The organism is Glaciecola sp. 33A (genome assembly GCF_002836745.1).
In the GTDB taxonomy this organism is placed as follows: Bacteria; Pseudomonadota; Gammaproteobacteria; order Enterobacterales; family Alteromonadaceae; genus Glaciecola.
Genome location: NZ_PJAR01000044.1, coordinates 402,128 through 423,273 on the forward strand (window position 1 = coordinate 402,128; position 21,146 = coordinate 423,273).

The 21,146-nt window shown below is 40.2% G+C and carries 19 protein-coding genes and 2 pseudogenes; 15 read left to right on the forward strand and 6 right to left on the reverse strand.

Going from position 1 to position 21,146, the window contains the following annotated elements; translation table 11 throughout:
- Window positions 1–114 precede the first annotated feature (114 nt).
- From CXF81_RS17840 to CXF81_RS17860, 5 genes and pseudogenes are all read left to right on the forward strand, one after another.
- A complete protein-coding gene (locus CXF81_RS17840; protein WP_101182749.1) occupies window positions 115–2,271 on the forward strand; it encodes a transketolase C-terminal domain-containing protein in 2,157 nt (718 codons plus the stop codon).
- Window positions 2,272–2,290: 19 nt separating this feature from the next.
- The gene (locus CXF81_RS17845) at window positions 2,291–3,604 is read left to right on the forward strand and encodes a dihydrolipoamide acetyltransferase family protein (protein WP_101182750.1); all 1,314 of its coding nucleotides are present in this window, start codon (window positions 2,291–2,293) and stop codon (window positions 3,602–3,604) included.
- A 15-nt stretch (window positions 3,605–3,619) separates the two neighbouring features.
- A pseudogene (locus CXF81_RS17850) lies at window positions 3,620–4,023 on the forward strand (aminotransferase class I/II-fold pyridoxal phosphate-dependent enzyme); the annotation flags it as partial.
- A 157-nt stretch (window positions 4,024–4,180) separates the two neighbouring features.
- Complete coding sequence (locus CXF81_RS17855; protein ID WP_101182751.1) at window positions 4,181–4,660, forward strand: RNA polymerase sigma factor; 480 nt, start codon at window positions 4,181–4,183, stop codon at window positions 4,658–4,660.
- Window positions 4,657–5,256, forward strand: coding sequence for a hypothetical protein (locus tag CXF81_RS17860; protein WP_157825584.1), 600 nt, complete (start codon window positions 4,657–4,659; stop codon window positions 5,254–5,256). The genes CXF81_RS17855 and CXF81_RS17860 overlap by 4 nt, the downstream gene beginning before the upstream one ends.
- A 183-nt stretch (window positions 5,257–5,439) precedes the next feature.
- On the opposite strand, the gene CXF81_RS17865 is transcribed toward CXF81_RS17860, so the two are convergent.
- Both CXF81_RS17865 and CXF81_RS17870 read right to left on the reverse strand, forming a co-directional pair.
- Window positions 5,440–5,916: a hypothetical protein gene (locus tag CXF81_RS17865; protein WP_101182753.1), complete on the reverse strand. Its 477-nt coding sequence runs from the start codon at window positions 5,914–5,916 to the stop codon at window positions 5,440–5,442.
- A gap of 40 nt (window positions 5,917–5,956) precedes the next feature.
- The gene (locus CXF81_RS17870) at window positions 5,957–6,316 is read right to left on the reverse strand and encodes a 2OG-Fe(II) oxygenase (protein WP_101182754.1); all 360 of its coding nucleotides are present in this window, start codon (window positions 6,314–6,316) and stop codon (window positions 5,957–5,959) included.
- Window positions 6,317–6,415: 99 nt separating this feature from the next.
- Between CXF81_RS17870 and CXF81_RS20395 the strand changes: the two are divergent.
- A pseudogene (locus CXF81_RS20395) lies at window positions 6,416–6,601 on the forward strand (BRCT domain-containing protein); the annotation flags it as partial.
- A 35-nt stretch (window positions 6,602–6,636) separates the two neighbouring features.
- Here the strand turns inward: CXF81_RS20395 and CXF81_RS17880 are convergent.
- Entirely contained in the window at window positions 6,637–7,152 is a 516-nt protein-coding gene (locus tag CXF81_RS17880) for a DUF2062 domain-containing protein (RefSeq protein WP_101182755.1), read from the reverse strand.
- 25 nt (window positions 7,153–7,177) lie between these two features.
- Between CXF81_RS17880 and CXF81_RS17885 the strand changes: the two genes are divergently transcribed.
- From CXF81_RS17885 to kdsB, 5 genes are all read left to right on the forward strand, one after another.
- Complete coding sequence (locus tag CXF81_RS17885; protein WP_101182756.1) at window positions 7,178–9,580, forward strand: DNA internalization-related competence protein ComEC/Rec2; 2,403 nt, start codon at window positions 7,178–7,180, stop codon at window positions 9,578–9,580.
- 120 nt (window positions 9,581–9,700) lie between these two features.
- Entirely contained in the window at window positions 9,701–11,449 is a 1,749-nt protein-coding gene (gene msbA, locus CXF81_RS17890; protein ID WP_101182757.1) for a lipid A export permease/ATP-binding protein MsbA, read from the forward strand.
- A 2-nt stretch (window positions 11,450–11,451) separates the two neighbouring features.
- On the forward strand, window positions 11,452–12,438 hold the full coding sequence (lpxK, locus tag CXF81_RS17895) for a tetraacyldisaccharide 4'-kinase (RefSeq protein ID WP_101182758.1): 987 nt from the start codon (window positions 11,452–11,454) through the stop codon (window positions 12,436–12,438).
- Between the two features lie 62 nt (window positions 12,439–12,500).
- A complete protein-coding gene (locus CXF81_RS17900) occupies window positions 12,501–12,707 on the forward strand; it encodes a Trm112 family protein (protein ID WP_101182759.1) in 207 nt (68 codons plus the stop codon).
- A 1-nt stretch (window position 12,708) separates the two neighbouring features.
- Entirely contained in the window at window positions 12,709–13,464 is a 756-nt protein-coding gene (gene kdsB / locus CXF81_RS17905) for a 3-deoxy-manno-octulosonate cytidylyltransferase (protein WP_101182760.1), read from the forward strand.
- Window positions 13,465–13,559: 95 nt separating this feature from the next.
- On the opposite strand, the gene rimO is transcribed toward kdsB, so the two are convergent.
- The gene (gene rimO, locus CXF81_RS17910) at window positions 13,560–14,999 is read right to left on the reverse strand and encodes a 30S ribosomal protein S12 methylthiotransferase RimO (RefSeq protein ID WP_101182761.1); all 1,440 of its coding nucleotides are present in this window, start codon (window positions 14,997–14,999) and stop codon (window positions 13,560–13,562) included.
- 401 nt (window positions 15,000–15,400) lie between these two features.
- Between rimO and CXF81_RS17915 the strand changes: the two genes are divergently transcribed.
- The 3 genes from CXF81_RS17915 (at window position 15,401) to CXF81_RS17925 (ending at window position 18,872) form a co-directional block, all read left to right on the forward strand.
- On the forward strand, window positions 15,401–17,182 hold the full coding sequence (locus CXF81_RS17915; RefSeq protein ID WP_232771983.1) for a GGDEF domain-containing protein: 1,782 nt from the start codon (window positions 15,401–15,403) through the stop codon (window positions 17,180–17,182).
- A gap of 407 nt (window positions 17,183–17,589) precedes the next feature.
- Complete coding sequence (locus CXF81_RS17920; protein ID WP_101182762.1) at window positions 17,590–17,808, forward strand: hypothetical protein; 219 nt, start codon at window positions 17,590–17,592, stop codon at window positions 17,806–17,808.
- A gap of 599 nt (window positions 17,809–18,407) precedes the next feature.
- A complete protein-coding gene (locus tag CXF81_RS17925) occupies window positions 18,408–18,872 on the forward strand; it encodes a DUF2919 domain-containing protein (protein ID WP_232771984.1) in 465 nt (154 codons plus the stop codon).
- A 198-nt stretch (window positions 18,873–19,070) separates the two neighbouring features.
- Here CXF81_RS17925 and CXF81_RS20400 read toward each other — a convergent pair whose 3' ends face one another.
- Entirely contained in the window at window positions 19,071–19,301 is a 231-nt protein-coding gene (locus CXF81_RS20400; protein WP_232771985.1) for a hypothetical protein, read from the reverse strand.
- A 340-nt stretch (window positions 19,302–19,641) separates the two neighbouring features.
- Between CXF81_RS20400 and CXF81_RS17935 the strand changes: the two genes are divergently transcribed.
- Window positions 19,642–20,313: a DedA family protein gene (locus CXF81_RS17935; RefSeq protein WP_101182764.1), complete on the forward strand. Its 672-nt coding sequence runs from the start codon at window positions 19,642–19,644 to the stop codon at window positions 20,311–20,313.
- Here the strand turns inward: CXF81_RS17935 and tcdA are convergent.
- Window positions 20,310–21,098, reverse strand: a complete 789-nt coding sequence (gene tcdA, locus CXF81_RS17940; RefSeq protein ID WP_101182765.1) for a tRNA cyclic N6-threonylcarbamoyladenosine(37) synthase TcdA — start codon at window positions 21,096–21,098, stop codon at window positions 20,310–20,312. The genes CXF81_RS17935 and tcdA overlap by 4 nt on opposite strands.
- Window positions 21,099–21,146 lie beyond the last annotated feature (48 nt).

Below are 21,146 nucleotides of genomic sequence, written 5' to 3' on the forward strand. Positions count from 1 at the left end.
TTGTAATTACAACTATATAGTTGTATTCTCATTTAAAGTTTGTAATGCCATATTTGATTAGATGATGTATCAGCTAAAGTGGCATGGGTTCCAAAATCTTCAAGGAATACCAGAATGAGTATAACTGCAACATCCAACGATCAGTTCACCGACCAAAACACTATTAGTGATAGAGATATCTTTAAACGACCAGCTCTTGATTGGCATAAGATAAGTTATTTACTATTATTATCCCGCGCAATGGACGATGTGGAAGAACAAGAACTAGTGCCAGCCAAGTTGGTTTTTAATCAATTTTCAGCTCGTGGTCATGATTTTGCTCAGATATTACTGGGGACTCAATTAACACATCCTCATGATGGTGCTACCGGCTATTATCGTTCTCGTCCATTCGTATTATCCCTTGGTTTAGATATTGATGAAGCAGTTGCCTCGCCGATGGCTAAATCAGGTGGTTATAGTGATGGTCGTGATATTGGTGTGGTTTGTAACTACCCCAATATTGAACGTAAAGGCGCGATGTTATTTCCTATGTGTGGTGGTGTTGGCGCGCAGTATTCTCCCATTGCGGGCTGGGCTCAATCTATTGTTTATCATCGAGATGAACTTAAAGATGAATCATATCGAGGCGCATTAGGTTTATCGATGGGTGGTGATTCATCTATGTCTACGAGTGGTTTCTGGGCTTCATTAAATATATCAACGACGAATAATTTACCGCATTTATTTTATATAGAAGACAATGGCTATGGTATTTCAGTACCACAAAAAGCGCAAACTCCTGGTGGCGATCAAGTAGCAAACCTCAGTGCTTACAAAAATTTAAAAATTATTGACGGCGACGGCACCGACCCCGTGCTCACACCACAATTAGTACAAGAAGCAGTTGATTATGTACGTGCGGGTAAAGGTACCTGTTTATTACGTTTAAAAGTACCTCGTTTATGTGGTCATACATTTCAAGATACGCAAACATACAAACCTAAAGCAATGGTAGCAGAAGAGCAAAAAAATGACCCTTTACCAAAGCTTAAAAGCTATTTAGCACAAGAAAATATCATTAGTGCTAATGAGTGGCAAACGTTAGAAGAAAAAGCATACACCGAAATTCGTGCCAGTGTTGAGCGCGCTAAAAAACGCCCAGAGCCTGATACCAGTAAATTGACTCGTTATGTTTATGCAGAAAAAGACGAGAATGGCGACGCGGAAGTGCAACTGCGTGGCGGTTTACATGGCGACCACTATCAATTTCCAGCGATAAGTGAAACGGCTAAACCTGAAGGGCAACGTTTGAATATGCAAACGGCCATTCGAAAGGTGTTGGATCACGAACTTGCAACCAATCCAAAAGTGTTAGTTTTTGGTCAAGATGTTGGTCCTAAAGGCGGTGTGCATGGAGCAACTTTAGGCCTAAATGAAAAGTTTGGAGATCACCGTGTATTTGATACAAGTCTTTCTGAAGAAGGTATTATTGGTCGTGCTGTTGGTATGGCGCTTTCTGGTTTGATGCCAGTACCTGAAATTCAATTTAGAAAATATGCCGAGCCTGCAGCAGAGCAAATTACCGATACTGGCATTATGCGCTGGCGTACTAATAATCAATTTGCCGCTCCAATGGTTATTCGCATACCTGGCGGGTTTGCTGGTCGAGGTGATCCATGGCATTCAATGTGTGATGAAGTTGAATGGGCACATAAAACTGGTTGGCAAGTGGTTATGCCTTCAAATGCAGAGGATGCTGCAGGTTTATTACGTTACGCTTTACGTGATAATAATCCAACCATCTTTTTTGAGCACAGATCATTACTTGATAATCGATGGGCTCGACGACCCTACCCAGGCGATGACTTTGTAATTCCATTTGGTAGAGCCAATGTCTTAACCAAAGGCGATAAGCTCACATTAGTTACTTGGGGAGCAATGGTAGAACGTTGTGATGCTGCTATTGAAGAGCTTAAAAAAGAACATACTCCTGACAGTATTGAACTTATAGATTTACGAACTATCCAGCCATGGGATAAAGAAACTGTATTAGAAAGTATTGTGAAAACAGGTCGTTGTTTAATTGTTCATGAAGATAATATGACTGCTGGTTTTGGTGCGGAAATCGCTGCCGTAATAGCAAAAGATGGCTTTTTTGATTTAGACGCGCCTATTGAGCGTTTAACGATGCCAGATACGCCAAGTCCACACAATATTCATTTGCTAAATGCTGCGGTTCCGACCGTTGAACGGATAATACAATCAATCATCGCCATTGTAGAATTTTAATAAATAAGCGAGTAAAAAAATGAGTAGAATTGACATTATCTTACCTGCTGCCCAGTTAGAAGGTACTACTGCTACATTATCAAAGTGGTTAGTTGCCATTGGTGAAAAAGTTAAAGAGGGTGATCCTCTAATAGAATTAGAGACTGATAAGGTGTCGATGGAAATTTGTGCCCCTAACGAAGGTACCTTATCTAGTATTACCTTTGCTGAGGGCGAGGAAATTGCTGTTGACACTGTATTAGGCCATTTAGATACCGAAGATACAAAAATTATAACCTCAACTGATGCTGTTGATACAAAAGAAGCTAATCAAACCGTAAATAACGGATCAGTGAACCAAAAGACAAACAGCGATGATCAAAGCAAGAAAGTAACCTCGAATAACCTTTCAAGCGAACAATTGGATATTAAAACCGACTTTACTATAGATGATAGCGTACAGTATTTGATTGGCCCTGCTGCACGTCGTTTATTGAAAAGTAATCAAATAAACCCAAACCTTATTACTGGCACAGGTCACCAAGGTAGGATCACTAGAAACGACGTTCGTTCTTACATCCAAGATACGCCCAAATCTGATCCCGCTGTCGCTACACATACACCAACCTCTATTCATGCTCCCGTAACTAGACCACTCAAAGGTACTATGGTTAAGCATAGCAATATGCGTAAAGCAATTGCCAATCATATGGTTAAAAGCTTGTTAGAAACGTCACCTCATGTCACTAGTGTTTTTGAAATGGACATGAGTAATATTATTGATCATAGAAAATGGCATAAAACGGAATATGCTGAACTAGGGGTTAAATTAACGTTTACCGCTTATTTTTTAGCTGCAGTAGTTAAAGCGATGCAAGAAGTGCCGCAAGTAAACGCCCGCTTCCATGAAGATGCTTTAGAGTTATTTAGTGATATTAATATAGGTGTCGCCACTGCTTTAGGCGATAAAGGTTTGGTGGTGCCTGTTGTTCAACAAGTGCAATCGATGAATTTATTTTCTATTGCTCAAGCACTTAATATACAAACTGAAAAAGCGCGCAGCGGCAACATAGTTCCGAGTGATATGAAAAATGGTACTTTTACGATTTCTAATCATGGGGTTAGCGGTAGTTTATTTGCAACGCCTATTATTATTAACCAACCTGAAGTGGCCATTCTCGGCATAGGAAAACTAGAAAAAAGGGTGTCGGTAGAAGAAATATCAGGTGTTGATACCATTGTGATTAAATCTAAATGTTATGTGTCACTTAGCATTGATCACCGTGCTCTTGATGCCCATCAAACAAATATGTTTTTAGCTAGGTTTGTTGATGTTATTGAGAACTGGGGATAGCGAGCGGCCGCGTAATTTATAAACACTTGCAAACCTCGGGCGACTATATAGTTAAGTAATCCTACTTGGGCAAACCACATGGCCTTCTTTCAAGCTGCTGGTTTAAACATAAAAACGTACCCTTATTATGATTATGAAAATAAGTGTTTAGATTTTGACGGAATGTTGGCAACACTTAAAAGGTTTCAGCAGATGATGTCGTTATACCGCATGGCTGTTGTCATAACCCAAGTGGTATAGATTTAACCAATGAACAGTGGCAACAAATAGCAGAAATCACTACAGAAATTGGTGTAGATATGGCTTATTAAGGGTTTGAGGCAGAACTAGATGGCGATGCTTACGGTCGACGTTTATTAGCTGATAGCGTCATTGAAATGATTGTTTGTAGTTCATGTTCAAAAAACTTTGGATTATATAATGTAACCCGCTGTTTTCAAGAGCTTATCCATTCTGTAGGTATGAACAAATCGCAACCAAACGGATTTATTAAATATTTTTATGTACCCTAGTTGTAAGTTTCTTAAACTCCAATCGACTAATAAGTTAATCCTCAACAATTTCACAGGAAAGTAAGTGGCAGCTGAATTTGAGCAACTGATCAAAGTTCACGGTGGAAGGATACGAGCTATTGCAAGACGATATGCTGATACCGACGCTGTTGACGATCTTTATCAGGAAATACTTGTTCAGTTATGGCGCAGTATCGATAGTTTCAGGGGAGATGCAAAACCTGAAACCTGGATTTACCGCATTGGTCTTAATACCGCATTGACCAGCGTGCGCAAGCAGATCCGGTTACGTGAGGGCAAAGCCGCCATACTGAATAGCCAACTTGGCAGCGAAGAGTCTCTCGGCGGGCGCTGTCAGGCTGAGATATTGAGTGAGTTTATGGATTCATTGGCTGATGTAGACAGTTCAATAATGATGATGTATCTCGACGGTCTTAATGGCCAGGAAATGTCATCGGTATTGGGTATGAAGCTTAATGCTGTGCAGGTGAGGATTAACCGCTTGAAAAAAATGTTTTCAGACCGCTATTTGGAGGTGGAATGATGGAATTGGACGATTTAAAAACAACTTGGAAAAAAGAGGTCAATATGACAACACAAACAGTAGACTTTAACAGCATCAAAAGCGAAGTAAGTAAACTCGACAAACACGCTAAAATGAGCTGGTCGATTGAGGCCATCGGTGCTTTGTTCGGCATATTTGCAACCGTTATTTTTACTTGGGTATGGCTTGATTCGCCAATCATTTTTACTCAAGTTGTTGCGGTAATATTAATACTTAGTCTGGTATATTCTGCACGGTTGTTTTTCGGTATTCAGCAGGCTGAAACACAAGATGATTGGACCTTGCTGGCCAAAATTAATATTCAAATAGAAAAGCGCGAAAAAGAAGTCAAAATGCTTCGTAACTTAGCGGTAATGCAATTGATCCCTATGTTCTCTATCATGACGCTGGCCTCTTACGCTATTTACATTGAATTGACGGGAATGATCCTGCCAAGTATGACATTTATGATTGGGTGGGTCGCAGGCCTAGTTTACTTTATCTTTTTACATTTTCATAACCGCAGTCATTTGAACAACAAATTTTTGCCTGCACTGGAGCAATTATACAAACTTAAAAAACAACTGAATGACTGAGTAATAATACTAGGAAGGATCGTATTCTATTATATAAAAAGGTCACATCACTGCGACTAAGTAAAGTTTAGGTTACCAAGTCGCAGTGCTTTAGTTTCAGTTTTTTAAAGAGGAATAAAATTTAGATTTTCCTAAGGTCTGCTAACGTTCCAAAACAGAAATCATATATCCATTGGCTAACTCTCAGTCTAGTGAAGTGGGATCAAACTCTTGCAGACTTTCATAGTCTCGCTGCATGGTCGACTTATTTGTTAATGGTCCGTGGCCCGGAATAATTTTAGTGTCTTGATCAGCACGATCCAAGATAGACTTCATGGCAAGCAAGTAGCCTTGATATGTGCCGCCACTTTGGGTGTCGATAAATGGCGTGACACCCACAAAATAAAGATCGCCAGTAACAATCACATTAGACTTCGTAAAGAAAACCGCAATATCGTTAAATGCATGAGCGAATTGGCCATCAATAATTATTGTGCGCTGTGTGCCTTTTACTACGCCTACATTGCCACCTATGCCGCGCAACATGTAAATATTTTCTGATACTTGTATTATTTCAATAGAAAGCTTTTTTGTAGCCAGATTTTGTGCGTTCGATACCCCAACACAAACAAATGCAACGCTTACTGAAATTATCGCTAGCCGCACTAATATTACACGCATATCTAAAACCTTTGGTATTTCATCTTGTTCTTATCTTAATTTACTTTGACCAGCACCAACTAGTGACGTTGTAACGATATTTGACTGTATCATCATGGATCATTGGCCTTACCCAATGCTCGGAGCCCTTTGAAAAGGGATTGAACAAAACGCAGCGATTATATATTGGCGCTATTTTAATAGGGTAGTCCGCTTTTCCCATAAACACTAACTCGCCACCGTTGTTATTCCATACTTTTTTCAAATACAATAACATACAAACTTCTCTGCCGGGTGAGTCGCCCGCATGCTGATTGACAAAGTCATCCGCGGTTAGGCGAAAGAAATTAGTGTTAATTACCGGTTTCGCTACATTGATATCGGTAAGTTGCACATCGAAAATGCGCGATAACAACGACATAAACTCTCTACTACGTAAAAATAGTAGAAAATCTCTAGCGACTCTCACCTGTTTGGTTTACATGCTTAGCGTATCAGGTTGCCACACGTCTCGCATAAGCAAATAGGACGAAGAGAGGCTAGGGCAAAATTACAAGAACTCGGTGCAAAAGTATCAGGTAGTGTCTCTGCTAAAACGGATCTATTGATTGCAGGTGAAAAGGCGGGTTCAAAATTGAGTAAGGCTGGATTGTTAAATGTAGAAGTTTGGGATGAAGCTCAAATGGTCGCTTTTTTTAAGCAATACCAATCGCATAATAAACTAATTGATGATCCTACTGACTACTTCTTGCGTGGCTTGCGCGCCTTCCATGCGCGTATAACTGACATTTTCCAAATCCAATCTAAACTAAAGTAGCCCAACAGGCCAAAAAATACCGAACATATTCCACAGCCTAAAATGAAGGCTGGGCCTATCGTTGAAACGCTTTCTATTAACCAAGACCAACTCAATTCAAAAGCAAAGTGGTCAACTTCAGTCCCAAGTACAGTACTCCCCACTAGATAAGCACCGTAGAATATAGGTGGCATTGTCAATGGATTAGTCAACCAAACGGTTGCGAGTGAAAGTGGCAAATTAACTCTAAAAATAATGGCGGCGGCAGTTGAAAAAAACATTTGAAAGGGTACTGGCCAAAAAGCAAAAAACAGTCCAATACCGAAGGCACCGCTCGCGGAACGTCGGTTTAAATGCCACAAATTTGGCTCATGCAATAGGGAGCCAAAGATACGTAAATATTTACTCTCTCTAATCGTAATATGGCTAGGTAAATAGCGTCTTATAAATTTCTTTGGCATCTTCTAATCTCTTGAGGGAAACAAGTTGAGTAAGCTACATAAAGCAATGTTTGCATTCATTATTGTATTCCTAAGTAGCCTTTTTTGGCCTGCGCTACCTTCAATTCAGATTGTGGCAACTTGTGTGTTAATCGCTATTGTTGTTGCATTATGTCTTCGCTTTCAAGTCAAGACTTGGGTTTTTGGTGCAATGCTAGGCTTCATCTGGGCCAGCAGTGTAGGACATTGGTATTCGTCTTGGCAACTACCAAATCAATATTTTAACCAAAATGTAATTGTAGAGGCCAATGTTGAGTCCTTGCATATTCAACTAAACACCTCAGACCAACCCCATGGGTTTAAAAATAAGCAAGTATACCCTCAACCTGACAATAAGCTATTCGAATACAAAACCTTAATACTGCAACTCAACAAGATAGGTAAAACGAGGTTATATCATTCGCCAAGGATAAGACTGTCATGGTTTGAACCAGAAATTGTGTTTCAACAAGGTAATAAAGTCAGGTTACTGGTCAACATTAAACGCCCTCATGCGTTAGCGAACGAATTTGGATTTAATCGGCAGAAATGGCTAGCGAGTAAAAATATCGTGGGCATAGGTAGCGTCAGAAAGAGTCCTACGAATTCACTTGCGCAAACCAACCACTCAATGCGACAAGAACTTGTCAATCGTTTGCTGGAGTATTCGATTCAGCATAATTTGCAAAACATAAGATGGATCCTCGCACTATCATTTGGCGACAGAAGCTTATTCACCAAGACTGATTGGAAGCTGCTGCAAACGACAGGGACGGCGCATCTATTTGCAATATCAGGATTACATCTTGGCATAGTGAGTGTGTTGTTTTTCCGTCTTATAACGACCTTGTTGTTTCTCGCCATTATAGTGAATAGTGGCACTCATCAACCTCATATAGGCCCTTGGGCACTCGTTGTTACTATTCCATGTTGTTTATTTTATGCTTATTTAAGCGGTTTTCAGGTGCCGGTGATACGATCGATAATCACTATTTTATTTATTGCCTACTTAATGTTTTATCAACTTCATTGGAGGCCTATTGCTGTTTTTATCAATCTACTCGTGTGTTTTTTTATACTATTTCCATTGTCGATAATTGGAATGAGTTTTTGGTTTAGTTTCGGTGCTATTTTTGCGATTTGTTTTTTTATGTGGCGCTATCCTCGCCGTGATCATTCTATCTGGCAGGCAGTAAGACAAACCATTGCAATGCAATTGTTTTTATCCTTGATAATGCTACCGTTGATTGCTATTAATTTTGGTGTACTGTCAAGTGTCTCTGCACTCGTAAATTTAATCGTAATGCCCGTGGTTAGCTTGTTGCTTGTGCCTATGTGTTTATTGCTTGTCAGCATGATGTTAATTAATAACAATATGTTGATTAAGCCACTCCTTACATCGTTAGACTGGTGTTTTGAACAACTTATTCTATTCATGCAAGTGTTTAATGCTGCGCCACATGCGAGCATAGATGTTCATGGGATCTCCCCAATAGCATGGTTTATTGTGCTTATTACCCTGTTACTTTTATTTTTACCGTATTGGCCGCATCGCAAAAAAATCATCGGTGCACTGGGACTTGCCATTTTAAGTCAAAGCAGCGCTAAAGATCACGAACGTGGAAGCTGGTCCGTAAGAATTTTTGATATAGGGCAAGGATTGAGTGTACTTGTGCGTCAAAATAATCAGTTTTTACTATATGACACAGGGCAATCTTTCATCAACGGTGGTAGTTTGGCAAAAACAGTGATTGCTCCGTATTTCTTGGCACAATCCCAAAATTTGGCGCTGGCGTCAAATGCTACCTTGCGCGTTCCGACGATTGATTATTTAATAAATAGTCATATGGATGACGATCATGCTGGCGGTAATGGTTTTATTTTTTCGCATTACAACGTTACGCAATGGCTTGCGCCTGTTAGTGGCTGCACGACCAATGACAGTTTTGTCTGGGGAGAATTAAGTTTAACTATTTTGTGGCCTGATAAAAACGTTTCAGGCAATAACAATAATCATTCCTGTGTAATAAAAATAGCCAGTAAAAATGCCAGTGTGCTGTTGACCGGTGATATAGAAAAACAAGCAGAGCAGACAATTTTAAAAAAATATGAGGGTACCTCAGTATTGAGATCAACGGTGTTAGTTGCCGCACATCATGGCAGTAAAACGTCCTCAACACGGCCCTTCATTCAAGCAGTACAGCCTGAATATGTTGTAATTAGCAGTAAGTATTATAATCAATGGCAATTTCCCCATGCCAGCGTTGTGGCAAATCTTATGGAGGTGAATGCGACGATCTATAACACCGCTTATGACGGTGAAGTTATCTTCAAATTTTCGAATGATAAGTTAGGAATACAAGCCTATCGTCAGCGCTGGTTTGCTCCATGGTACATGCAAATAGATTAATGCAGAGTCGACTCATCAGCAAAGCTTTGTGAATTCGAGGGCTTACGGTAGAATGCGTAACGCAAAAGCTGAAACCAAGCAAATAGCTGAACTAATTAGAAAATAAGATAAAGGAGCAGAATGACTGCTAGCATTGAAATTGAGCCGAAAGTCGTCAAAAGATTCCTGACTTACTTATCGCCGTTTAAACTTCCATTTTTCTTCGCTATTCTAGGTATGCTGGGCTATGCAGGCATCGATGCCTTTGTAATTTCGCAATTACAGCCAATGATTGACGTCGGTCTCAAAGACACGAGTTCAGATTTTTTAAGAATTGCTGCGCTTGCCATTGTCCCACTTTTTATCATACGCGGTTTGTTTAATTTTATGGGGAGTTACACCCTGAGCTGGATCAGTTCTCAAGTGGTGATGAAAATGCGTCAGCAGTTGTTTGATAAATACATTCATCTACCTGTTGAATTTCACGATCATCAATCAGCCGGTGCTCTTATTTCTAAAGTAACTTTTGATACTGAACAAGTAGCCAACGCTGCGGGCAAAGCATTTTTAATACTTATCCGCGAGGGTGCGTTCGTGATTTTCTTAATTGCCGTCATGTTCAGTAAATCGTGGCAATTGTCGTTAATCTTTCTATTGATAGGCCCTATTGTTGGCATTATCGTCAGTGTTGTCAGTACGCGTTTCAGGAAAATTAGTAAAGCAATACAAAAGGCAATGGGGTCCTTAACAACAGGCGTTGAGCAAGTGGTTAAGGGGCATAAAGTGGTATTGATGTTCGGTGGTCAAAAGATAGAGTCAGATAAGTTTCAGGACACTAACAATAACAATCGACAGCAAACGATGAAATTGGCAACCACGCAAATTCTAAGTGTGTCTACTATTCAGGTGATCGCTTCAGTTGCACTCGCGTTCGTCCTATATCTTGCCAGCACACCTAGCATGTTGAGTGAACTAACTCCCGGTGTTTTCATCGCCGTGTTGATATCAATGATGGCGCTGCTAAAGCCATTAAAACAGATTACAACGGTAAATAATGAATTTCAAAAAGGCATGGCAGCGTGCGCAAGTATATTTGAATTACTGGACAAAGATATTGAAGTGGATACAGGTACAAAAGAGTTAAACCGTGCGCAAGGCAATTTAGAGTTTAAAGACGTGACCTTTACTTACCCTAGTAAAAGCCAGCCAGCATTACGCAATGTTTCATTTGATATTAATGCCGGCCAGACTATTGCGCTAGTAGGTCGTTCAGGCAGCGGTAAATCCACATTATCTAGTTTATTAACTCGTTTTTATCAACCCCAATCAGGTGAGATATTAATTGATGGTGTGGCTCTGAATGACGTCACACTTACCTCGTTACGAAAGCAATTTGCATTAGTATCACAACAAGTCATCTTGTTTAATGACACCATTGCCAATAACATCGCTTACGGTTGCACAGACAAGGTTACCAGAGAGCAAATAATGCAGGCCGCTGCAGCAGCCCATGTGTCTGAATTTGTGGCCCAGCAGGAGAATGGTTTTGATACAATCATTGGTGAAAATGGTGTCACTCTTTCGGGAGGACAAAGGCAGCGTATCGCTATTGCAAGAGCAATCCTAGCTGATTCACCTATTCTAATACTGGATGAAGCAACCTCTGCTCTGGATACTGAATCTGAAAAATTGATACAGCATGCATTAGAAGAATTACAAAAAAGCCGCACTAATATAGTGATAGCGCATCGTCTTTCAACTATTGAAAATGCGGATCTGATACTTGTTATAGAGCACGGCGAAGTTGTTGAGCGTGGAACGCACTGTGAGTTGGTCGTTAAAAATGGTACGTATGCGCAGTTGCATAAAATGCAGTTTTCACAAGGTTAACAATGGCCTTACATAACGCTTGGTATGAAGATAAGAAATGGGTGTGGTTGTTACTGCCTATAACTATTGTGTTTTTTTGTTTGAGCAAGCTACGCAAATTTTTCTTTAACGTGGGCGTGTTTACATCCGTTAAACCCAAAGCCTTCGTTATCATTGTCGGTAATATATCGGTTGGTGGTAATGGGAAAACACCGACGGTTATTTCAATTGCAGAATATCTTATCAGTCAGGGTTATCGTTGCGGGGTTTTGTCACGCGGTTATGGTAGCTCACAAACGCAATTTCCGCATCTTGTCAATGTCAACGATGAGCCAAGTCTTGTGGGTGATGAGCCTAAACTTATGCGGCATCGCCTTTGTTGTCCTATCGTGATTGATCCAAAGCGTGTGCGCGGCGCCCAGTTTTTGGTTGAAATTCATCACTGCAACGTGATTATTTGTGATGACGGTTTACAACATTACGCTTTGCAAAGAGATTTTGAAATTGTGGTGATGGATGCAAGAGGTGTTGGAAATGGGTTTCTAATGCCGATGGGACCGCTAAGAGAATCGGTGTCGAGACTTAGCAGTGTCGATTTGGTCGTTTTTAATGGTCAAATAAACGATGATATTTTAGTCACAGCCGATAAAGTTGCCAGCATGAGGCTGCAACCAGATCGGTGGGTCAATGTGAAAACCGGTGAAAGTAAGAGTTCATTGTCCATTCTAAACGCAACCGCGATAGCTGGCATTGGCGACCCCAAGCGTTTTTTCTCGACCTTAGTTAACATGGGTATTGTGTGCGAAAAAAGCATCGGGTTTCCAGATCACTACGCGTTTAAATTTTCAGATATTCCTCAAGGAATGGTGCTGATGACGGAAAAAGACGCTGTAAAATGCAAATCATTTGCGCATGATAATTGTTGGTATTTACAGGTCAGTGGTAATATTTCAAAGAATATGTATCAGCTCCTTGATAACAAGTTGAAAATGTTCCAACAACACGTTTAAATCACGCTACTATTAATTCAGTATTATAGAATCCAATTTATTCTAAAAATTTAAGGACTCAGATGGCTTTTGATAAGCAATTGTTAGACATATTGGCTTGCCCTGTTTGTAAAGGTAAGTTGTTGCTCCCGGTTGAACAAAAGGAACTGATTTGTCGTTTTGATCGTTTGGCCTATCCCATAAAAGATAACATACCTGTGTTGCTAGATACTGAGGCACGCGAGTTGTCGTCAGAAGAGTTAGAAGCATTAAAGCAAAAAGGTGGCTAGTTTGAATTTTATAGTCATTATTCCCGCGCGATACGGGTCCAGCCGTTTCCCGGGTAAACCACTCGCATTGATCAAAGGTAAACCGATGATCCAACATGTTGTTGAACGTGCGCGTGAAGCTGGCGCACAAAAGGTGATAGTGGCTACCGATGATGAGCGCATAGCAACTGTCGTCAAGGCCTTTGGCGCAGAGGTTTGTATGACTCGAAACGACCATGAATCAGGCACTAGTCGTATTGCAGAGGTATTAGAAACGCTTAATTATACAGACGATACTATCGTGGTTAATGTGCAGGGTGATGAGCCGTTTATACCGGCAACAAATATTCAGCAAGTTGCTCAAAACTTGCATGATAATTCGCACATACCGATGGCAACGTTGGGCTTTCCTATTAGTGATGTTGACGACATATTTAACCCCAATGTTGTTAAGGTTATTACCAATAGCAATAAGCATGCGATGTATTTTTCACGCGCAGCAATGCCGTTTGATCGTGATGAGTTTTCAAACAAGTCAGTCGACAATATTAGCATGAGTGATTTAAGCTCAGCGTATTTGCGACATATTGGTATTTATGGATATAGAGCGGGTTTTGTTAAGCAGTACCGGAGTATGCCTGCATCACAACTAGAGAAAACTGAGTCTTTAGAGCAGTTGAGAGTACTTTGGCATGGGCATGTAATTCACGTTGATGTGGCAAAAAATGCGCCGCCCCATGGTGTGGACACACCGGACGATTTACAACAATTTCAATAAGTTTGAGCGAGTTTTACTCAGCAGTAAATAAGGTATAAGGGGATATACGTCCCCTTATTTAAGTGCCGACTCACCTTCTAACTAAGCACCTTGCTCTAGGCTTGTTCGTATTCTTCTTCTTCAACAGGAACTGCCCATAGATCATGTTCGTCAGTATGAATTATTTCAACCCACAAGCGCTGACCTGGTTGAACATCAAAGACGCCATTCAAATGTACTACTCCATCAATTTCAGGGGCATCACCAAAAGTACGCCCAACAGCACCTTCGGCATCAACCGAATCGATAACGATATTATATTCGCTGCCTATTTTGTCAATCAGGCGTTGTTTACTGATTTGTGATTGCACTTCCATAAAACGTTGTAAGCGCATGTCTTTGATATCCTCATCAATCGGGTCCGGTAGGTCGTTTGCTTTTGCGCCATCGACAGGTGAATACTTAAAGCATCCGACACGATCAAGTTGTGCTTCTTCAAGAAAGGTGAGTAACTCTTCAAACTCTTCCTCTGTCTCGCCAGGAAAGCCAACGATAAAAGTTGAACGAATGATCAGTTCTGGACAAATTTCTCGCCACTTTCTAATTCTCTCTATTGTCCTGTCTGCACTGCCTGGACGCTTCATTAGGCGCAGAATACGTTTGTTCGCGTGTTGAAAGGGAATATCCAAATACGGTAGTATTTTACCTTCAGCCATTAACGGGATCAGGTCATCCACATGCGGGTAAGGATAAACATAATGCAGTCTTATCCACATATCCATTTCGCCAAGTTTCTCGCACAGCTGTTGCATGTGTGTTTTTACCGGCATGCCGTCCCAAAAGTCGGTCTTGTACTTCACATCAACACCATAGGCACTGGTATCTTGAGAAATAACTAGTAATTCAGTGACACCAGCGGTTTTTAATCGTTTGGCTTCCCCTAACACATCGCCAACTGGACGGCTGACTAAATCACCTCGCATTGAAGGAATGATGCAAAAAGTACATCGATGGTTACAGCCTTCAGATATTTTTAAATAGGCAAAGTGTTTTGGTGTTAGTTTCACACCATGGTCAGGTACTAAGTGCAAGAACGGGTTAAATTCAGGTTTAGGTAAATGTTCGTGTACTTGGCTAACAACTTCTTCATAAGCATGAGGACCGGTAATAGATAATACATTAGGATGAACCTCACGAATTTGGTCTTCCTTTATGCCTAAGCAGCCAGTCACAATGACTTTTCCGTTTTTGGCAAGTGCTTCACCTATTGTGTCCAATGATTCTTGTACGGCAGAATCAATGAAGCCACACGTATTCACAATGACTAAAGCAGCGTCATCATAGGTCGATACAACATCATAACCTTCAATGCGCAACTGGGTTAAAATACGCTCTGAATCAACTAGGTTTTTCGGACAGCCCAAGGATACAAAACCAATCTTGGTTGTTGGTGGGGCGTTATCAAGCTGTTTCACCTGAATTGACTGTTCTTTAATAACTTGTTTGGGCCCATCCATAGTCGTGGTTTGTTTTGGGTTGAACTGTTTGACTGTCATTTAATTATGCCCTTGCACTTTTTATTAATCTTTATGTTGCTGTGTTCTTTATCAGATGAATTCTTATTTGGGCTTTATTCGCGTAAACTTAACTTGTTTGCACACGACCCAATCTGGCGCGCATTATAACGGATTAATACAAGAACAAATAGGGCTAACAGGCAGCGAACATTAACAACCCTCGTTATAGTTGAGAAGCATATTACTATTGCTTGTAAGTAATATGCCAATATAGTTGTTTACACCACAATAACTTACTAGACTAGAGATATAAGAGTTTTCTGAATTGCTTTACTACACATTATTTTTCGCTTTTTTTTACTTACTTATATTCCAAAAATGATAAAAAATCGTTGTAATAATTTTCCAAAGAGAATCGTTTTATTAAAAGTTGGTATATTTTGAATATTAAAAGTTTATTGTTGTTTCCTCTTATTTGTTTTGCAATGGGCATACATGCGCAAGGAACAGACCAAGTCGATCGATTTATTAAGGACGTTAAGGTAAAAACCTATGATTGTCCAAGTGGTGACATGATCCCACAACTGGAAGAATATTTAGCCAACACTGATATTAGTCAGTCTCAACGTTTTCAACTTCAACTCGAGAAAACCCAGTGGCAAATATGTAATGGAAATTATGGCGAGGCAGAAGTCACTGTTGACGCAATTATTGCCAATCCTATTGCCAAGCAAATCAAAGAATATTATGCATTTGCTGTATATCAGAAAGGTTTTCTTTTTGATGTTAAAGAAGATAACCGTCGCTGTGATTTTTATCAACAAGCAAAAGAATTGTCGCTAGGCAAATTTGATGACATTAGCTTAAGTTCGGAATTAGGATTAATGGCCTACTGTGAAGCTGATATCAATGAAGGACAAAAGCTAAAACGTCTGTTTAACATATTGGAGTTTTACTCCTTGCGAGGCGACGCGCCAACTATCGCTCATATACATAATAATATTGGCTTGCTTTATGGCCGTATAGGCCAACATGTGCTTGCTGCAGAGCAATATCAAAAGACATATGAAATTGGTTTTCCTCACTATCAAGGCACCAATAAATATGCAACGTTGATCAGTGCGTTCACTTCCTTACTTGCTAGCGATCAATATGCTGAGGCTGAACTGGTCATTAACGAATTAGATAATGCGCGCAGTAAACTTGATGTGCCGCTGATGCATGCTTGGTATTATTATGCAAAAGCACGCTTCTACCATCGTTTAAATCGGTTTGACGAATTAGATCAAACCGTCATCGATTGGGAACCTCATTTGGTTAACATGCAAAATACTATTTATACCGGTATGTATCATTGGTTTGAGATCGAAGTTTGTGTCGCTCAAAGAAAAATCGAATGTATTCAGCAGTTTGTGCTTGAAGAGGAAAGTGGAGGACCAAAAGCGTTGCGCTTTTTAGGCCGCAATGTTGATTATCTAACGTTGCGAGCTAAAGCCTATTTGGAACTGGGTGAGCTTGAAAAATCAAGAGAATATTGGTCAGCGTTTTCCACTGAATTAAGGGCAAAGTTAGCCAGTAATCAGTCTTCAGGAAAAGTGCTTGGTGTTGCTAATATGTACAATGAAATCGGTTTGCTAGAAAACACACTAAAAAAAGAGCAACTCAATAGAGACAGAATTACCATCGGGTCGATTATTATTTTTGCGTTGGCAGCGCTGCTAGTCGCCATAATGTGGCGCAAAAAATTGGCCGAGGCGAGTTCCTATGATTCCGTAACGACGTTGTTAAAAAGCCATGCCGCCATTGGTAAAATTAGGAAGGTTGTGGCAGCATCAGAAAATAAGACCAATGCCTTGGCGCTTTTTGATTTAACTAATTTCAAAGAAGTGAATCGATTGCTCGGCTCAAGTAAGGCAGATGACGCTATTCAAAAAATTGCACAGACGTTTAAAAATATCACCAGAGGAAGTGATATTTTAGGCCGGTTTGCGCCAGAACAGTTTATTTTGTGCTTACCTGATATTGAAGAAGAAAGTGCAAAAGCGCTTTTCGAACGTATCCGTTTGGCCATCGAAAATACTAATTTGGGCGAACAGAAAGGTATAAAAACTGACGTCAGGTCCAACATGAGTATCTATCTCACAAACAGCACACTAGATGATCTAGATGAGGTACTGGATGACATGATGCTTTCTTTAAGCATGAAGTCTGTAACAGCCTAAAACTGCTTTTATTAAAACGGCTTTTATTAAAACAGCTGCTATTAAAACAACTGCTATTAAAACTCACGTTAGCAAAAAGCAGGTAGCAAAAATCCTGAGCTATTGACAATTAAATTCGATCCTTAAAATACGTAGAAAAGCCTCAATTTTGAGGCTTTTTTTATGCCTATGTTAAGCGGAATGTAAACAGAAACGTAAAGAATGACAACCATGGGTAAGGTAATGTAAAGAACTGTATAAAGAACGGTAAAGAGGTCGAACTAATTCATAATTGAGTTGACCTATGATGTGACAATATCAGCCCGTATCAAATCATAAGCCTAACATTGCATTATTACGTTGATGTTAAATACCTATTCCGGGAGACGGATTAATATCAAATGCATGACTTAATCATAGGAAGAAAAATGAAATTCCATCAACAAACAGGTAAGTCAACTCGCCTCACTCAAATATTATGCGTTGCACTTGCTATCTTTCTGACCGTCGATAAAGACGTTGATGCTGACCCGGATGATGAAGTTGAAGTTACCTACTCATCTGAGCGCTCTGGTGAGTCAACAAGTAACAAACAAATACCATCAGATATTTATACTATGGAATTGGCGTGGCAAGAAAGAACCTGACGTCACCGATTTATCTTCTAATACGATGACGGGATCGTAGATGCGTATCAGCCAGTGCTTCAGACATCGCAAAGCGTTGTCTCAGAGGGCAACAGTATTTATGAACATCAGGTAAAAGAGATCAACTTGGTTGATAGCAAGGAGTTCACAAGGCTCAGCGTTTAATTTGTAAAAATTGACGAAATTATGTCCACTGCAGAAGCTAACCCTTCCGTCATGTTTGGTAATTTACAAACCTTGTTTTTGCGAAATAATACGTATCAAGTGTTTGCGGTTGCTGAAATGATGGAACAGACAGTATCCTAACGCAAGATGACTTAGTTTTAGATGCAGACAGTGGTCCCTTATTTTTGATTTTAACGGAACACGCTCACGTCGAAAACGAAGTAACAATTCAATGGGAGGTACCGTTACCTTAATTAAGTTCACCTAAAGTAAGACCTTGAAAGTTAAAAACTAGCGACCGATATTTGATCAGTTGTTGGTTGTTTTATTGGTAACAACATTTTATTTATTAGCTCAGTAGATAATTATTTTGATATAACAACTAAGTTAAACCTTGATGTTTCGCTATTTGCCTATACGTAACGTGGATGAAGATGAAGCTTCCACTATATAAATACGATGAAGCAGGGCGAGTAAAACCGCCATGGCTTTTGTTTTTATGTCTGTGTTTTCTGGCAAGAGGTATTGTAGTTTTTATTGCATCGTTGTCGTTTAGGCAAGATGGAGGCCTATTACTAAGTATATTCTATCCGCTCAAATATCAGTTTTATCTCTCCTTACTCACTGCGCTACCGGCAATACTGACATTGCTTTTCTTGGGATTTAGAGAGCGGGTATGGAAGGCTGACCGAGGTGGTTTTTACGCAGGCTTACCGGTGGTTATCGCCTATCTGGTTATTTCTGATCTTATTATCCAGCTTTATATTTTGCGCGCACAACATTTCGCTTTTGCTTGGCCTACCGCATTAACACTATTTTCAGCATTCTTGTTTGCGTGGTATTTAGTAACCAGCAAGCATCTGAGGATAATGCTTGCTGATTGGCGTCTAAATTCATAATACAAAGGATACTATTGTTTCAATGGACTGCCTTGCACGGGCAAGCAAACCAGCCCGATTTTTCTTCGGGTGATATAGATGAGTCTTTAATGACAAGTTGGAGGTGCTGTGCTAACTCATTTGGGTCAATGGGCCGCGACATTGACGCGAGTAGATGCGCAGGATGACAAACCAAAATAAATTTAATTGTGGCAAAAATTACTTCAATACCGTATTTAGTCGTTCTCTGGGGTAGGCCAAGTCAATCACAATTTGAACTTCAGGCTCCCAATCTTTGTTGATATTGATCGCGAGCGATTCCAGATCTTTAACATTCTGAGTTAAATAACGAGAGCGTCGCAACATAGTATGACCGGCCGCTGTTAATACCGCTTTTCGTCCAATAACTTTAAGTAATTGTACATCCAACATGCCCTGTAATTTAGCCACAGCATGATTCAGAGACGACTGCGACTTGTTCAGATTTTTGGCTGCTTGAGCGTATCGCCATAGTCACCAACCGCTTGTAAAATACGCCATCGTTCTAAGGTTGTCTTGGGCCTATACAATGGATATGGTTCGCTATCATGGTTTTACCTATTAACGTGGTAATCTATTAGTTGAGCGTTTACGTGGCTCACCTAAGTTATTAGACGCTGTTCGGTATCTAATTCTCGTTTGTGAATCACTTAACTAATGACTTAAACCGTAGTCATCGATAATTAATCAGGATGATCCTACTATCAAGCGTAGCGTAGACTATCCGTAGATACCTTTTTGCGAGCAAATTATGAAATATGCAGCTTTCCTTCCACTTTCAGCCCTAGTTGCGCTGCTACTCATTAGTGTGCTGGTAAATTTTAATGTTATTCCTGCGGGTATGAGTATTTTGGAATGGTTGCAGGATAATATGCAAGATGGTTTTTTCCTTATCATTTTTGTTATTATTTTATTAGAGTCGATAGTGTATGTCGGTTTTTATTTTCCAGGCCAGTTTTTTGCCGTCATTTTAGTCGTAGGAGCAAAACCCTCTGTCATGGATGTTGCTTATTTAACGCTATGTATGGTTTTAGCGGCAACGCTTGGCTCGTTTATCAATTTTATGCTAGGTAAAGCATCCGGTAAACGTTCGCAGCAACAAGGTGCGAAGGTGGCGCAGAAAAAGACCAAGCTAAAGCACCTAGCGCTTGCCATGATCCATATCAACTCATTGGCTTTTTTCATGTTTTCACAAGGTAGTCAACAAAAGTCATGGAAAGTGATTGGTTTGGCGGGCTTGCTTAATTTGCCCTACTATTTACTGCTAATAGCCGGGACTGCTGTGCTGAGTGAGCAAGTTATGGCGATGGTCGAAAATACAGCACTATTGATTAGCATTGTGTGTATTTGGTTAGCAATTGCGTTGATGTATGATATCAAACAGTATAGGAGAGAAAGTATAGAGGTTGATGTAAAAAGTTAAACTTTGCGTTCAACTATATACTGTATCGCTCTTGTCGCAGCCACCAGACCAAACGTGGCTGTAACGCCAACAAATGCGCCAAAACCGGTGGCACAATCCATTTTGCCAGCACCTTGTTGTTGATTTTTTTCAAAACTCACACTGCCATCGGCCTGGGGATAACGAAGCTGTTCGGTTGAATAAACACATTCTACGCCAAAGTTTCGTTTAGGATTTTTACTGAAATTATAAAAACGGCGTAAGTCTGAACGCAGCTTCGCCGCCAGCGGGTCTTGTATCGTTTTAGCTAGGTCGTTGCAAGTTACTTTCAATGGATCTATCTGTCCGCCTGCGCCGCCTACGGTAATGATTTTTACCTTGTTTCGTTTGCAAAAAGCAATCATCGCAGCTTTCGCTTTAACGCTGTCTACGGCATCAATAACTACATCGAACGAAGTTGTAATATAGTTTTGAAGTGTTTCAGTGGTGACAAAGTCCTCTATCGCAGTTACTTTACACTGTGGATTAATGTCCAGAATACGTTGCTTCATCACCTCGACTTTTGACCCTTCAGTAGTCGATGAAAGCGCATGTATTTGTCTATTTATATTGCTTAGCGCAATATCATCAAGGTCAATTAACGTGATATTTCCTATCGCTGTGCGCGCTAAAGCTTCGGCACTCCAAGAACCAACACCACCAATACCGACAACGGCTACATTAGCATTTTGTAATTTAGTCAGGCCAACGTTTGTATAAAGTCTAACAAGTCCTGAAAATCGAGTGGAAACGGTTGCTGTGGTCATAAGGTTTTTCTGTATTCCAGTGGTATAAGGCTAAATTATGTCAATCAT